Below are 14,428 nucleotides of genomic sequence, written 5' to 3'. Positions count from 1 at the left end.
AAACCAGTATGAAAAAATTTACCTACCTGAAAATATACTGGAAAAATCAATCCAAAAGAATAATGGGTTTTGTCTGCAAATAGGCGTGCACTTGGGGGAATTGAATCCGTATAGCCCGACCGGTAACTTAAATGCCAATTGTTTGTTGCTGCCGCGATGCCATATCCAATACTTAAGCGTTTGATCTTGTAATTGTTGGATAGACTTATAAAACTGGATCGTAAATCCTGCCGTAAACCAAAATAATCTACCGGTGCAGGAAAAGGCACTATGGAGTTGTTAACCTTTGCAATATTTAAACTTAAAAACTGGTTTTGCGAATGATAATAATCAAGGCCGTATGAAATCCCAATAAATCCAATGTTTCTTTTCTGGGCTCTCCTTCGGGAGAAAAACTAAAATAATTTATATCGGGTGACGATACATGGACATATAGTTCGCCTTTTTTATGTGGAGGGTCATACGAAAGGTAAGATTTTAAGGGGTTTTTATCTTTATTGTGAGATACTTGATAGGCATGATAAAATTTTACGCTATCGTAATTATTCACATCTATCTTTGAGGGGTAAGCCCAGCTTTTTGGAATCCACATATCAACCAACATACCTAAACCGAAGTTAGCAGGCAGATTAAACCAAAAAGCGGTTGAAATATGGGGATAAAGTGTGATCTGTTTCTTCAGGCCTTCTTCAATAATTTGGAGATTGGCCACTTTGTTCTTCCTTTCAATGCGTACGCTTGCCTTATTGTTCAATGTTGACACAGTATCGTGCCGGTATACGACCTTAGCGGGATGCTGTGTATAAAAAACAATTCGCTGGCGTTTGCGATTTAATATCGTTGCACACGAAGAAAAAAAGAAAACAATTGTGATCAGGTATAAGGCTGGTTTCATATCAAAGTTAAGTGTCAACTTTTTCCCAACTTCACTATCTTAATTATTGCAACAATAGCGGCGGCAATAAAAAATACAGATCCTGTCCCGCTTAATAATATGCGCCAGGCAACATGGCTTTGTAAAGCCGATAAAAATGTGCAAACGGCATAAACAGCTACCGCCGCATTAATAAATGCCGACAATCTGAGCTGTTTTAGTTCGTTCTTTACCGGTGTCTCCATACCGGTAAATATAAAATTATTTACCGGCTTCTTCCAGTGCAGACATATCCATCTTGTCCATCTTCATCATGGCTTGCATTACGTTGCTGGCCTTTTGCGGGTCATTATTATGCAGGAGTTGCAGCAGGTTATAAGGTACTACCTGCCATGATAATCCAAATTTATCTTTTAGCCAGCCACAACGACTTTTTTGTCCGCCCTCAGCCAGCCGCTCCCAGTAGTAATCAATTTCGTCCTGGTTATTGCAGGTAATAAACATAGATATGGCTTCGGTAAATTTAAACATCGGCCCACCGTTTAGCGCCATGAATTTTTGGCCTTCCAGTTCGAAAGTCGCGGTCATAGTAGTGCCTTTTGGCCCCGGACCAGCATCGCCATATTGAACTTCGAATAATAAACGACTGTTTTTAAAAACAGATTGGTAAAACTTTATGGCTTCGTCCAGATTGTCGTCAAACCATAAAAATGGGGTGATCTTGCTCATAGTAGTAATGTTTTGTTGTAAGCAAATTTACTCTGTTGCCCCATGGCGGCTAGGGTGCAAATGAGACATTTTAAGGGCTGATTAAAGACAATAATTGTTAGATATGATAACCTTCCAACTGATCGCAGATCAGATTCAATATATTTTCTGAAACTACACCGGGATTTTGGCAAATGTGCAATACTTTATGGTTATCTGGTTCAAAGCTGCCGATGAATTGCCCTTCTTTAAAAACCTCATATTTACATTTATCACCTTCGTGGTGCATATAATCGCGAATCTCAAAATGCTGATTTTCTTTGCCGACAGCAACCGATATCTCAAATTTTTCCATAACTCAAAATAGTTTCTAATTAACAAACCATAAAGCCCTTTTTTTGTTGTACGGTTGGCTAATTATTAAAACCATTAAGGTAAAGCTTTTGTCTTTTAGTAAAAATGCAATTATATTGTGAGCCTTAAGATAAAAGATACCGACCCCCGACAAGTATGACCGACGACGTGCAGACCGACATTCAAGCTGTCGCGAATATTCCGTTAATAACTACTTTGTTAGATGTAGCATCACAAACTACAGGCATGCGCTTCGTTGCCATTGCCCGTGTAACTGACACGCAATGGGTGACTTGTGCCGTAAAAGATGAGATCAATTTTGGATTAAAACCTGGTGATGAACTGGAGTTGAATACTATGATTTGTAATGAGGTACGTCAATGTAAAAAGTTGGTAGTCATCGACAATGCAGATATAGATACTAATTATAAAAGCCATCCGGCGCCTGCCATGTATGGCTTTAAAAGTTATATATCGACACCAATTTTCAAACCTACCGGCGAATTTTTTGGCACACTGTCCGCTATTGACCCAGAACCCGCCAACCTAAATAACTCCCGGGTAATTGGCTTGTTTACGCTATTTGCCAATCTGATAGCCGGCCATTTTAACGCATTTGAAAGACAGAATAACTCGGATAATGAATTGATCAAAGAGCAAGAAATAACACGGCTGCAGCAAATTTATAATAAAGAACTTGCCACCGCCAACGAAAAGCTGGCAGCTACTCAACAGCGACAGGCAGAATTATTACAGCAACTAACCGGAGCTAATGCCAAATTACAACAGGCCATTGAAACGGGTAACATGGGCACGTGGAGCATTGATCCGGTAACTCAAAAAGTTACCCTGTCAGATTTTATCCGTAAGCTGATTGGGTTTCCGTTGGATGAGGAAATAACTGTCGAACAAACTATGTCGGTTATTGATCCCGCTTATCGGGTTGAGCTAGCCGGGGTATTGAATGATGCCCTCATCAATCATAAAGACAGCGATATCGAATACCCCATCACTAACCTGGTAACCGGCGAACGCAAATGGGTTCGATCAACCGGGAAGTTGCTTTTTGATAGTACCGGCAATGTTAGTGAATATTCGGGTATATTGCTGGATATAACTATTCGCAAGCGTAATGAAGATAAACAGGCTATGCTGGCAGCGATCATCGAATCGTCTGAAGACGCTATTGTCAGCAAAACGCTTGAAGGTATAATCACCAGCTGGAATAACTCGGCTGAGCGGATGTTTGGTTATAAGGAACAGGAAGTTATAGGTAAACATATATCGATCATTATTCCCGACGACCGCCTGCCCGAAGAAACCGTGATTATCAATAAAGTGAGCAATAACGAGCGAGTTGAGCATTTTGAGACTATGCGCCGTACCAAATGGGGTACTGAGATTCCGTTATCGTTAACTGTTTCGCCTATTCGTAATGAGCAGGGAAAGGTGATAGGTGCTTCAAAAATAGCCCGCGACATTAGCAGACAAAAAATAGCTGAAGAACGTTTACAAAATTATGCAGAGCATATGGAGATATTAAACTCCATTGGTCAAACCATATCTGCCGACCTGGACACTCAAAGCATACTACAAAAAGTAACTGATGCTACTACACAATTAACAGGTGCAGCATTTGGCGCTTTTTTTCATAACAAGGTCAATGAAAAGGGTGAATCTTATATGTTATACACTTTGTCGGGTGTGCCGCGCAGTGCTTTTGAAAGATTCCCGATGCCCAGAAACACCAATGTGTTTGGGCCCACTTTTAGAGGCGAAGGTATTGTAAGATCGGATGATATTACCAAAGATATCCGTTATGGGAAGAATGCCCCATATTATGGCATGCCTGAAGGACATTTACCTGTGGTTAGCTATCTGGCTGTGCCGGTAACCGCAAAAAACGGCGAAGTAATAGGTGGATTATTTTTTGGGCATCCTGAACCTGCGAAGTTTAAACAAGAACATGAGCAATTAATAGCCGGTATAGGTTCGCAAGCGTCAGTAGCACTTGAAAATGCGCGGTTATACCAGGAAATAACAACGCTTAATGCAAAAAAAGATGAATTTATTGGCTTGGCCAGTCATGAGTTAAAAACACCCGTTACCAGCATAAGCGGCTATCTGCAAATAATTGAGCGGGGTTTGCCTGATGGCGACCGGAGTAAAAGCTTCATTAATAAAACGTTAAAGCAGGTAAATAAATTAACCACGCTGATATCTGATCTGCTTGACGTATCAAAAATTCAAACTGGTAAACTGCCTTTAAGCTATGCTGAGTTTGATTTGGTAGCCGTTTTAGCCGATGTATCGGAAATGCTGCAGCAAAATAGCGTGAGGCATAAAATAGAGTTGAACTATAACAAAAAGCCTATTATAATAAAAGCCGACCAACAACGCGTAGAGCAGGTGGTGATTAACCTGGTCACCAATGCTATCAAATATTCGCCGGGCGCAGACAAGGTCATTATCAATGCAGGGGTAAGCGATAAAAAAGTTAAAGTATCTGTACGGGATTTTGGTATCGGTATAGCCGAAGATCAGCATAGTCGTATATTCTCCAGATTTTACCGGGTAGAGAACCTGGCATCCCACATGTCCGGGCTTGGTATTGGTTTATACATATCCTACGAGATCATAGAACGCCATCACGGTAAAATGTGGGTAGATAGCGAATTGGGCGTAGGGTCGACCTTTACTTTCGAACTACCAATAATATAAATATTAAAGGCGAATAACCCGGTCATTCGCCTTTTAATAACGTTATAGACGGCTATTTACAATTATGGGTTTTCAACCGTAACATCTTGTGCCAGAGTAGCGTCGTCAGGTGTTTTCTTCAGATCAACATCAAGTACATATAAAGCATCGGCATTGGCGTTAGGTCCGCCAGCTACTTTAATTTTACTTAGCAGATCAAGGGCCAGGGTTTCCTCTTCGGTTTGTTCTTTTACAAACCACTGCATGAAATTCCAGGTAGCCCAATCTTTCTCGGCCATACTCATCTCAACTATGCGGTATATTTTACCGGTATTTTCAACCTCCGATTGAAATACCTTCTCAAAGCAATCATACACGCTTACCGGATCGGGGCCTGGAGCCGGTATGGCGCTTACTACCACTTTACTTCCGCGTTTTAAAATATATTCCAGAAATTTCATCATGTGGTTGCGCTCTTCATTAGCGTGTCTGAATAAGAAGTTTGATATGCCATCATAACCTTTGTCGGCCGCCCATGAAGCATAAGACAGATAGATCTGAGCGTTATGCGCCTCGTTAGTCATTTGTTCATTTAAAGCCTGTGTCAGCGTAGGTGATAATCTATTGGTTTCCATGAAAATATAACCAATTGTCGTCCTAATAGTTTTGTCTCTCTTTTATTTTCTTCCTAATGCTTATCTTCATGGAAAAATTGAAATGCCAACTTTTTGTAATTAATATATTATAATAGAAAATCGATTCTTTGATCATGCGCAAACTTGCAATTGCCGTAATTTTTATCGCCTTTATAGGGGTAATAGGCTGTAAAAAAAGTAACAATAATAAGGGCAATAATCAAACCAATACCACTGCAAAAATTGATAGTATAGGGGTAACGACAGGCGCTGCCGAAGGTTTGAACTATACGGGGGCCAATACCAGTGACACGTATGCTACAACTGATTTCCCCACCACAATTTCAATTGTATTTACTCCTAACGGTGCCACAATAACGCCGGCGACAACCAGTGGCGTTGCTATAACCCAATCAGATGGTGACGTAACAGTTACTGCTACCGCCACCGGCGTAGCTTATACTGTTTCTGGTTCAACATCAAATGGCTCGCTTAAAATTTATAGCGACAAGAAATTTCTGGTTACTTTAAACGGTGTTGATTTGATCAACCTGGATGGCCCTGCCCTGAATATACAATCTAAGAAAAGAGCATTTATAGTTGTGGCAGACGGTACCACCAACAACCTTAGCGATGGAGCAACGTATGCTTCGTCAACAGAAGATCAAAAAGGAAGCATCTTTGCCGAGGGGCAGCTGGTATTTAGCGGAAACGGCACGCTAAAAGTTAGCGGTAATTATAAACACGGTATTTGTAGCGATGATTATATCCGGGTAGTTAGCGGTAATATCAACATACTTAAATCAAAAAGTGACGGCATACATGTTAACAATGCCTTTATTGCCGATGGTGGTAATATTACCATTAACTCCGGAACCGACGGCATTGAGGCCGAAGAAGGTAACGTGATTGTTAATAATGGTACCTTCAATATTACTTCGGTTGGTAAAGGTATCAGAACTTCATATGAAGGGACCGATGGCTCTATTGCACGTTATATCGTGATCAATGGCGGTAATATCAACGTTAAATCAACTGCCGATGAAGGTATATCAAGCAAAGGCAGTCTGACTATCAACAAAGGTAATATCAGCTCATCAGCCAGTGATGACGCTTTTAAGGCCGACTCTGCCATATATATTAACAGTGGCTACGTTTATGCATCAAGTACTGCAAATGATGGTATGGACTCAAACGGTAATTTCGATTTAAACGGAGGTACGGTTGTTGCTATCGGCTCGCCCGTAACCGAGTCTGGTATTGATTGCGACGATCGTCAGTTTAAAATTACCGGGGGGCAGTTAATCGCTACCGGTGGCAGCACTAGTGCAGTAAGCACCAGTTCGACAGTTAACTCGGTTATTTTGGGTACAGGCACTGCGCAACTTATTCATATTGAGTCTGCCAGTGGTGCCGAGGCTCTTACATTCCAGGCACCAGTGGCTTATGCAACACTGGTATTTGCCAGTGCTAAACTCAAATCAAACACCGTATATAATGTGTATACAGGCGGTAGCGTTGTTTCAGGCATTAGCTTTAAAGGGTTATTTACCGGTGGTACTTATACCAAAGGCACAAAGTTGGCCACAACGTTTACCACAAGCAGCGTGGTAACTAAAGTTGGTGGCATTATTACTACCAACTAATTTTATTATCAATTTATAATACAAAGAAGGGATGGCTTTAAGTCACCCTTTTTTGCTTCTGACGGTTGTGTTGAAAAAAGTATTAATAGCTGTATATTGCTACCTTAAATAACTGTCTTTATTGAAACGCATGAATAGGTTTTTACTTGCTGCTATACCTGTAAGTATGGCGCTTACTGCCGGCGCGCAACAACATCCGGCAATTACGGCACGAGATTATGCGCGGGCCGAAACTCGCCTCAGTTTTAATACTGAGCCATTGATACAACGTAATGGTATTCATCCCAACTGGCTGTCTGACGATCGTTTTTATTACCGCACACCAGCCGCTCAGGGTGGTGAATTTATCATTTACAATCCGGCTAAAGCAACTAAGGCTCGGGCTTTTGATCATCAAAAACTGGCGGCAGCTTTGTCGGCAGCTACGGGTAAGCAATATTCAGCCACCAATTTGCCTTTTAACACTATTAGTTTTAGTGATGATGGCAAAGGGTTGATTTTTCGTGTCGATGACAAACAATGGAAATTTGAAAATGGCCGGGTAGTGCCAGATGCCAGCGAGGTAACTACGACAAATGCACGCGGTCGTCGTGGCCGTACTATGGGCGGCAACCCCAACGAAGTCTTATCGCCTGATAAACAAAAAGCAGTTTTTATAAAAGACTTTAATTTGTGGGTGCGCGATGTTAAAACCGGACAGCAAACCCAATTAACTACTGACGGGATAAAAGACAATGGCTACGCCACCGATAATGCCGGTTGGGCGCAAAGCAACAGGCCGATTTTGGTTTGGTCGCCCGATTCGAAAAAGATAGCCACCTTTCAGCAAGATGAGCGCAAGGTGAACAATATGTACCTGGTAAGCACAAAAGTAGGTGCTCCAAAACTAACAGAATGGAAATATCCATTGCCCGGCGATAAAGAGATACCAATGCTTACCCGTGTTATTATTAATGTCGATAGTCCGAAAGTGCTCAAACTGCAATGCGCACCAGATCCGCACCGCTCAACGTTGAGCGATGACATTAAGGGTGGCGCAGGCTGGGCCGATGTTTATTGGAGTGATGACGCTGCCAAATTGGTCTTTGCCTCAACCAACCGCGACCATAAAGTGGAGAAAGTGCGTATGGCCGATGCGGAAACAGGCGCCGTTCGTGAGATATTTGACGAAACGTCGAAAACACAATTTGAATCGGGTTGGGATGATGTGAACTGGCGCTACCTCAGCAAGAGCAATGAGATATTATGGTTCTCTGAACGCGATAACTGGGGCCATCTTTATCTGTACGATGCCAACAACGGTAAACTGAAAAACCAGGTAACCAAAGGCGATTGGGTAGTGACCAATGTTGTTAAAGTAGATGAGAAAAATCGCGTGGTTTATTTTACTGCCGATGGCCTTGAAGCAGAGAATCCTTATTTTAGCCAGCTTTGTAAAATTGGATTAGATGGCAAGGGTTTTATGGTGCTTACTCCAGGTGCAGGTAATCATACCGCCAGTTTCTCGCCAAAAGGCAATTATATTGTTGACACATACTCAAAGCCTGATGTGCCGCCGGTAACCGTACTCCGTAACCTAAAAGGAAAACAATTATTGGAGTTGGAGAAGGTTAATATATCTAAACTCCAGGCTTCAGGCTGGAAAGCAACTGTGCCTTTCTCAGTTAAGGCTCATGACGGTAAAACTGACATTTACGGGCTGATGTGGGTGCCCGCTAATCTTGATCCTAACAAAAAATATCCAGTTATTGACTATATCTACCCGGGTCCGCAGGGCGGTAGCGTGGGTAGCTGGTCATTCTCTGCAGTACGTGGTGACAACAGCGCATTAGCCGAGCTTGGTTTTGTGGTTGTCGAAATTGAAGGAACCAGCAATCCGCTGCGCTCAAAAAGTTTTCATGATATGGCCTATGGCGACATGGCCCAAAATACCCTGGCCGATCAGATAACCGGTATCAAACAGCTCGCTGCTAAATATCCATATATTGACCTGGATAGGGTAGGTATCTGGGGGCATTCGGGCGGTGGTTTTGCCACGGCCGGAGCTATGTTCCGTTACCCGGATTTCTTTAAGGTGGGTATCGCCGAGTCAGGTAACCATGATAATCGTAACTACGAAGATAATTGGGGCGAGCGTTATAACGGCTTGCTTGAAAATGCAACTTATGATGAGCAGGCCAATCAAAATCTGGCTAAGAATTTAAAAGGTAAATTAATGTTAGCTCACGGGCTTATGGACGACAATGTGCCACCGCAAAATACCCTGCTGGTTGCCGAAGCATTAGAGAAAGCCAATAAAAGTTTTGACCTGGTGATTTTTCCTAACAGTCCGCACGGTTACGGGCAGTATTCATACTACATGATGCGCCGTCGCTGGGATTATTTTGTGAAGAACCTGCTGGGCGCCGAGCCTCCGGCTGATTATAAAATCGGCCCGAATAAATAAAATTAAAACTAATATTTAAGCGGATGGCGATGGTTATCCGCTTTTTTTGTTTAATAATGTTGGAATATTAAAAATATTAATCGTAATATTGCGATGTAATGGGAGCATCTAAAACGGAAATATTTTCTAAAGAGCAAAATGAGTTGGCAACTTTGCTTAAGGCCATAGCTCACCCCGCGCGTATTGCCATTTTGCAGCATATCATTATCGCCAACGCATGTATTTGCGGAGACTTGGTAGAAGAACTGGGGCTGGCACAGGCCACCATATCACAACATCTAAAAGAACTAAAAAATGCCGGTATCATACAAGGAACTATCGACGGGGTGAAAACCTGTTATTGTATCGACCCAAAAACATGGCTACGCTTACAGATGCAACTGGGCGGTTTTTTTAACGATTATAAGCCTGGAAGTACCTGCTGCTAAAAAAATTTAAACTCATTAATCGTAATATTACAATCAACATGGAAAATACTATTTTAACAGATTGGCAAACTTTTAAGCAAAAGTTGCTATCAAACAAAGACCTGACGCTGCAGTTTCAATATGCGCCCGGTAAATGGGTTGATGCATCTTATCACATTACAGAAATCAAACAGGCCCTAATAACCTCGGTAGATTGTGGTGGAAAAGTGAACAAATGGACTGAAATTATCATACAGCTCTGGGAGTCTCAGACAAATAATAGTCAGCAAGGTATGGAGGTTCAAAAAGCATTGTCTATTATCAATGTGGTGGAGAAATCATTGCCATTAAACCCGGCTGGTGTTGTCAAAATAGAGTTCGGCAATTCGCAATTTGATACGCGACAAATGTATCCTGCCGAATTTTTAGTTAGCGGTGATAATCTGATCGTTATTTTAAGTGCCGACCAAACCCAATGTAAAGCGATAGGCAGGGGCGATACTTGCGGCGATAATAGTAAGCCAAAAATTCAATTGGTGACATTAACAGATCAAAATAGTTGTTGCACTCCCGGATCAGGTTGCTGTTAAGATGGTAGCTCACATAAAAAGACATAAAAAGCCTTTAATCATTACTTCGTCAGTTATGTTGCTGCAATTTATTTTTGGCTGGGATGCTAAATTTTGCATCATAAATTTGATCTGGTTATTAGTTTGAAATCATTATGAAAAAAGTATTAGTACTATGTACAGGCAACAGCTGCCGCAGTCAGATAGCCGAAGGATATTTAAGACATTTTGCGGGTAATAGAGCCGAGATTTACAGCGCCGGTATAGAAACCCATGGCGTTAATCCGAAAGCCATTAAGATAATGAAAGAAGACGGCATAGATATTTCGAACCACACTTCAAATCATATTGACGAATACTCAAATATCGATTTCGACCTTGTGATAACTGTTTGCGATAATGCTAAAGAAAGTTGTCCATATTTTCCATCAACAGCCATTAAATTTCATCGAAACTTTCCAGATCCGGCTAAGGCAATCGGCAGTGAACAAGAGGTAATGGCTCAATTCGAAAAGGTCAGGGATATGATCAGGGAATATGCTAAAGATTTCGTGAATGCTAATCTTAAATAAAAATCCCAGGTATATTGTACCTGGGATTTTTATCAGCATAATTACTATTATGCTTTCAAAACTTGTTCAGCATAGTCGCGACATTTCTTAACCTCGGCAACAGCGTCTGACCCTTTAGGAATGTCGTATTCCAATTCAATAGTAACCGGAAACTTATATTTTCTATCTTTCACCACAAGCAGAATGTCTTTGAGTGGCGTATCGCCCTGGCCCCACGGTGCATTTGGCCCATCGTGATATTTGCGGTCTTTAAGGTGCATGCTCACAATGCGGTCATGATATTTTTCAATAAACGGAACCGGACTGCTGCTGGTGCCGGATGCGTAGTGGCCTGCATCCAGGTTAATGCAATTATATTTTGACTGGCTCAAAGCAGTATCCCATATAGTAGGCGTAGCCTGTGTATGGGCATGATAACCTATTTTCATTTTATGCGCAGCACCTAAATCGCCCAGGCGTTTAGTTTGTGCGGCATCGCCCAGCTCAACGGTAACGTGGCTCGCACCTAAAGCTTTGCCGGCATTAAAAGCGTAAATAATCTCCTCGTCTGTGTTATGCGGGTCTAATGCACTTGGTTTCCAGGCATAAATAGTCACGCCCGCATCATTAAACATTTTACGTATCTCTTTAAACTTATCCATAGATACAGTAGCGCGCCATTGGGCCACTGCCTTGTTATGGTCATCGCGCGATTGGCCTTGCTCACGTTTAGGGATACCTGCATAAGCTTCCGGAGCATCGCCCATTAGCTCAATAGCATTAATGTTGCAGGCCAGGCAGTATTTTAACAGATCATCAATTGATGAAGGCATGCTTCTGAATGAGTAAGTAATAACGCCTATCTGTACCCCGGCTATTACCGAGTTTGGTTTGGCATCGGCTCTTAAAATGCGGCCGGCTAATGATGCTTTCGATAAAAACATTAGTCCGGTAGCGGCAAGCGCACCAGTGCCCAAAAATCGGCGTCTGGATATTTCAGAGTTTTTCATAATCTTATATGGTTTGTTTGGTTTTGAAAAAGGTATAATCAAATTTAGAAATTTTTGGCGATCAGCATTAAGCTGTAGTAAAACTGTTACGATTTATTTTCCTGATATAAACTTTCGTGTAATGCCAATGTTGCAGAATTTATTTTGGATGTTTGGCTATAAATGGTAGAATTGCTTAGTAATTGCTGATATTATTTGTTAGCATTATAAACCAAATTAGCCTATAAACAATGTCAGCCAATCAGCATAAAAAAATAATTTCAGGGATTTTTATTGTTGCAGGTTTACTTGCAAGCATGAATGCCCAAGCTCAGATAAAACTCAGACCGGCCATCCCTAATACTGAAAAAACAACTTTCCAAACCGGTGGAACATGGAAGCCAACCACCGATCTGCGCGCCGATGTAGCCATTGTATACGGCGACGGCGGCAGGCCCGGACAATTTGAGCAGCGCGTAAAATCGTTTCGAGATCATGGTTACCAACTGGCTTTTATGACCGGCATGGCCTGGGGCGGTTATCAGGATTATTTTATAGGCCGATGGGATGGTAAACAGCATTTTGACGAAGGCCAGAAAATGATGAATGGCGACACTGTTTGGCATGGCCGAAACACACCCTACGTTGTGCCGACCATGAACTTTTTAAAGTATTACAAAGAACAGGTCATCAAAAAAGTTATCGACGCCGGGGTAGATGCCATTTACCTGGAAGAGCCCGAGTTTTGGGCAAAATCAGGCTATAGCGAAGCCTTTAAGCGCGAGTGGAAAGATTATTATGGTTTCGACTGGCGGCCGCAGCATGAGTCGGCAGAGAATACTTACTTGTCGAATAAGCTGAAGTATTATTTGTTTTACCGGGCTTTGAAGGAGTCGTTTACCTATGCCAAGGAGTATGGCAAAAGCAAGGGCATGAACGTGCGCTGTTATGTCCCCACGCACTCTTTAATTAACTATTCTATGTGGCAGATTGTGAGCCCCGAGGCAAGTCTGGCTTCGCTGGATTGTGTGGATGGCTACATTGTACAATCATGGACAGGCACTGCGCGCGAGCCTAACTATTTTAACGGTATTGCTAAAGAACGCTCGTTCGAGACGGCTTACCTGGAATATTGCTGTATGAAATCGATGACGGCACCAACCGGCCGCAAATTATTTTTTGAGAATGACCCGGTAGAGGATACCCGCCGCGATTGGAGTGATTATAAAAAGAATTACCAGACAACCTTTACAGCCGAACTGTTTTTTCCTGACATCAACAATTACGAGGTAATGCCCTGGCCTGACCGTATTTTTGACGGTAAATACTTTACCAGCCGCACCAGCAATGAGCGCGCGGGAATGCCTAAAAGTTATTCGACGCAGATGATGGTGATGATCAACTCGTTGAACGATATGCCGGTATCCACCAACAAAACTTCAGGCTCGCAAGGGGTGAGTGTACTAATGGCCAACTCGCTGATGTTTCAGCGCCTGCCAACGCACGACGACGGCAAAGCCTGGGCCGATCCATATTTCGCAAGCTTTTATGAGACCTCGGGTATGTTTAACCGGGTGCCGTCTGACAATAAATTAATGGACCCGCAACTGTCTGACTTTTTTGGTGAGGCGCTGCCCTTTCTGAAAAGAGGGGTTCCGGTTGATATCGTTCACATAGAAAACCTTGGATTTGAAAAAGCACTGAAAGATACCAAAGTGCTACTGATGTCGTACTCGAACATGAAACCGCCTACGGGACAGGCGCATGAACAATTGGCTAAATGGGTTAAAGATGGCGGTGTGATAGTTTACTCTGGCCGTGATGACGACGCATTCCAGAAAGTACAGGAATGGTGGAACAAAGGCAGCAAAAAATACAATTGCCCTGCCGATGACCTTTTCGATAAGCTTGGCATCGGTACAAACCCTAAAGCCGGAACTTACAGCGTAGACAAAGGCAAAGTGTGCATCATCCGCAGAGACCCTAAAGAATATGTAATGGAAAGCGACCGTGACGGCGAACTGCGCGACCATGTTGAGCCTTTGTACCAGCAAGCTACCGGTCAAAAAATTGAATACAAAAACAGTTTTTACCTGGCTCGCGGCCCGTATGATATTGTTTCAGTAATGGACGAGGGCGTTAATAATGATCCATACACAATTAAAGGGAATTTAATTGATTTATATGATCCGGCCTTACCTGTTGTGAGCGAAAAGCAAATAAAACCGGGCGAACAGGGGTACTTTTATAATGTCGATCGCGTCGCCAATAAACAAAAATCGCAGGTACTGGCTACAGCTGCGCGCATTTATGATGAAAAGGTGGGCAAGAGCAAATATGCATTTACGGCAATCAGCCCATTAAATACAATTAATGCCATGCGTATATTGACGCCCACGCAACCTAAGAAAGTTGTGGTTACAGATACAAAAGGTAAAGCTTTGGCTAATGTTAAGCAATCATGGGATGCAACGACCAAAACACAGTTTTTGAGTTTTGATAATAACCCGGATGGCGTTAAAGTGGCGTTATCATGGTAATTTAAAAGC

Annotated in this window: 13 protein-coding genes; 7 read left to right on the top strand and 6 right to left on the bottom strand. The window is 42.3% G+C overall.

What is annotated here, in order from left to right; all coding sequences use genetic code 11:
- Positions 1-301 precede the first annotated feature (301 nt).
- The 4 genes from ABD772_RS16430 to ABD772_RS16415 form a co-directional block, all read right to left on the bottom strand.
- Positions 302-895 (bottom strand): hypothetical protein, encoded by a 594-nt coding sequence (locus ABD772_RS16430; protein ID WP_345106948.1) that lies wholly within the window; start codon positions 893-895, stop codon positions 302-304.
- Positions 896-909: 14 nt separating this feature from the next.
- Complete coding sequence (locus ABD772_RS16425) at positions 910-1,119, bottom strand: hypothetical protein (protein WP_345106946.1); 210 nt, start codon at positions 1,117-1,119, stop codon at positions 910-912.
- 16 nt (positions 1,120-1,135) lie between these two features.
- Entirely contained in the window at positions 1,136-1,603 is a 468-nt protein-coding gene (locus ABD772_RS16420; RefSeq protein ID WP_345106944.1) for a VOC family protein, read from the bottom strand.
- A gap of 97 nt (positions 1,604-1,700) precedes the next feature.
- Complete coding sequence (locus tag ABD772_RS16415; RefSeq protein WP_345106941.1) at positions 1,701-1,937, bottom strand: hypothetical protein; 237 nt, start codon at positions 1,935-1,937, stop codon at positions 1,701-1,703.
- A gap of 155 nt (positions 1,938-2,092) precedes the next feature.
- Between ABD772_RS16415 and ABD772_RS16410 the strand changes: the two genes are divergently transcribed.
- On the top strand, positions 2,093-4,657 hold the full coding sequence (locus ABD772_RS16410) for a PAS domain S-box protein (protein ID WP_345106939.1): 2,565 nt from the start codon (positions 2,093-2,095) through the stop codon (positions 4,655-4,657).
- 62 nt (positions 4,658-4,719) lie between these two features.
- Here ABD772_RS16410 and ABD772_RS16405 read toward each other — a convergent pair whose 3' ends face one another.
- Positions 4,720-5,271, bottom strand: a complete 552-nt coding sequence (locus ABD772_RS16405) for a ferritin (protein WP_345106936.1) — start codon at positions 5,269-5,271, stop codon at positions 4,720-4,722.
- Between the two features lie 134 nt (positions 5,272-5,405).
- On the opposite strand from ABD772_RS16405, the gene ABD772_RS16400 reads away from it, so the two are divergent.
- From ABD772_RS16400 to ABD772_RS16380, 5 genes are all read left to right on the top strand, one after another.
- Positions 5,406-6,917, top strand: coding sequence for a carbohydrate-binding domain-containing protein (locus ABD772_RS16400; RefSeq protein WP_345106934.1), 1,512 nt, complete (start codon positions 5,406-5,408; stop codon positions 6,915-6,917).
- Positions 6,918-7,047: 130 nt separating this feature from the next.
- Positions 7,048-9,363, top strand: coding sequence for a S9 family peptidase (locus ABD772_RS16395; protein WP_345106931.1), 2,316 nt, complete (start codon positions 7,048-7,050; stop codon positions 9,361-9,363).
- A gap of 98 nt (positions 9,364-9,461) precedes the next feature.
- Positions 9,462-9,791 (top strand): ArsR/SmtB family transcription factor, encoded by a 330-nt coding sequence (locus ABD772_RS16390; RefSeq protein ID WP_345106928.1) that lies wholly within the window; start codon positions 9,462-9,464, stop codon positions 9,789-9,791.
- 38 nt (positions 9,792-9,829) lie between these two features.
- Positions 9,830-10,360: a DUF6428 family protein gene (locus ABD772_RS16385; RefSeq protein ID WP_345106924.1), complete on the top strand. Its 531-nt coding sequence runs from the start codon at positions 9,830-9,832 to the stop codon at positions 10,358-10,360.
- 134 nt (positions 10,361-10,494) lie between these two features.
- Positions 10,495-10,911, top strand: coding sequence for an arsenate reductase ArsC (locus ABD772_RS16380; RefSeq protein ID WP_345106921.1), 417 nt, complete (start codon positions 10,495-10,497; stop codon positions 10,909-10,911).
- Between the two features lie 47 nt (positions 10,912-10,958).
- On the opposite strand, the gene ABD772_RS16375 is transcribed toward ABD772_RS16380, so the two are convergent.
- Positions 10,959-11,900, bottom strand: a complete 942-nt coding sequence (locus tag ABD772_RS16375; RefSeq protein WP_345106919.1) for a sugar phosphate isomerase/epimerase family protein — start codon at positions 11,898-11,900, stop codon at positions 10,959-10,961.
- 296 nt (positions 11,901-12,196) lie between these two features.
- On the opposite strand from ABD772_RS16375, the gene ABD772_RS16370 reads away from it, so the two are divergent.
- Complete coding sequence (locus ABD772_RS16370) at positions 12,197-14,419, top strand: thioredoxin domain-containing protein (RefSeq protein ID WP_345106916.1); 2,223 nt, start codon at positions 12,197-12,199, stop codon at positions 14,417-14,419.
- Positions 14,420-14,428 lie beyond the last annotated feature (9 nt).

Origin of the sequence: Mucilaginibacter panaciglaebae, assembly GCF_039539265.1 — a bacterium.
Lineage (GTDB): Bacteria > Bacteroidota > Bacteroidia > Sphingobacteriales > Sphingobacteriaceae > Mucilaginibacter > Mucilaginibacter panaciglaebae.
This window is presented reverse-complemented; position numbering and strand designations above follow the sequence as displayed.

Excerpts from the sequence above, each read along its gene's own strand:
- ABD772_RS16395 (WP_345106931.1), top strand. The coding sequence starts at position 7,048 with ATGAATAGGTTTTTACTTGCTGCTATACCTGTAAGTATGGCGCTTACT.
- ABD772_RS16405 (WP_345106936.1), bottom strand. The coding sequence starts at position 5,271 with ATGGAAACCAATAGATTATCACCTACGCTGACACAGGCTTTAAATGAA.
- ABD772_RS16370 (WP_345106916.1), top strand. The coding sequence starts at position 12,197 with ATGAATGCCCAAGCTCAGATAAAACTCAGACCGGCCATCCCTAATACT.
- ABD772_RS16410 (WP_345106939.1), top strand. The coding sequence starts at position 2,093 with ATGACCGACGACGTGCAGACCGACATTCAAGCTGTCGCGAATATTCCG.
- ABD772_RS16420 (WP_345106944.1), bottom strand. The coding sequence starts at position 1,603 with ATGAGCAAGATCACCCCATTTTTATGGTTTGACGACAATCTGGACGAA.
- ABD772_RS16415 (WP_345106941.1), bottom strand. The coding sequence starts at position 1,937 with ATGGAAAAATTTGAGATATCGGTTGCTGTCGGCAAAGAAAATCAGCAT.
- ABD772_RS16375 (WP_345106919.1), bottom strand. The coding sequence starts at position 11,900 with ATGAAAAACTCTGAAATATCCAGACGCCGATTTTTGGGCACTGGTGCG.
- ABD772_RS16400 (WP_345106934.1), top strand. The coding sequence starts at position 5,406 with ATGCGCAAACTTGCAATTGCCGTAATTTTTATCGCCTTTATAGGGGTA.
- ABD772_RS16390 (WP_345106928.1), top strand. The coding sequence starts at position 9,462 with ATGGGAGCATCTAAAACGGAAATATTTTCTAAAGAGCAAAATGAGTTG.
- ABD772_RS16380 (WP_345106921.1), top strand. The coding sequence starts at position 10,495 with ATGAAAAAAGTATTAGTACTATGTACAGGCAACAGCTGCCGCAGTCAG.
- ABD772_RS16385 (WP_345106924.1), top strand. The coding sequence starts at position 9,830 with ATGGAAAATACTATTTTAACAGATTGGCAAACTTTTAAGCAAAAGTTG.
- ABD772_RS16425 (WP_345106946.1), bottom strand. The coding sequence starts at position 1,119 with ATGGAGACACCGGTAAAGAACGAACTAAAACAGCTCAGATTGTCGGCA.
- ABD772_RS16430 (WP_345106948.1), bottom strand. The coding sequence starts at position 895 with ATGAAACCAGCCTTATACCTGATCACAATTGTTTTCTTTTTTTCTTCG.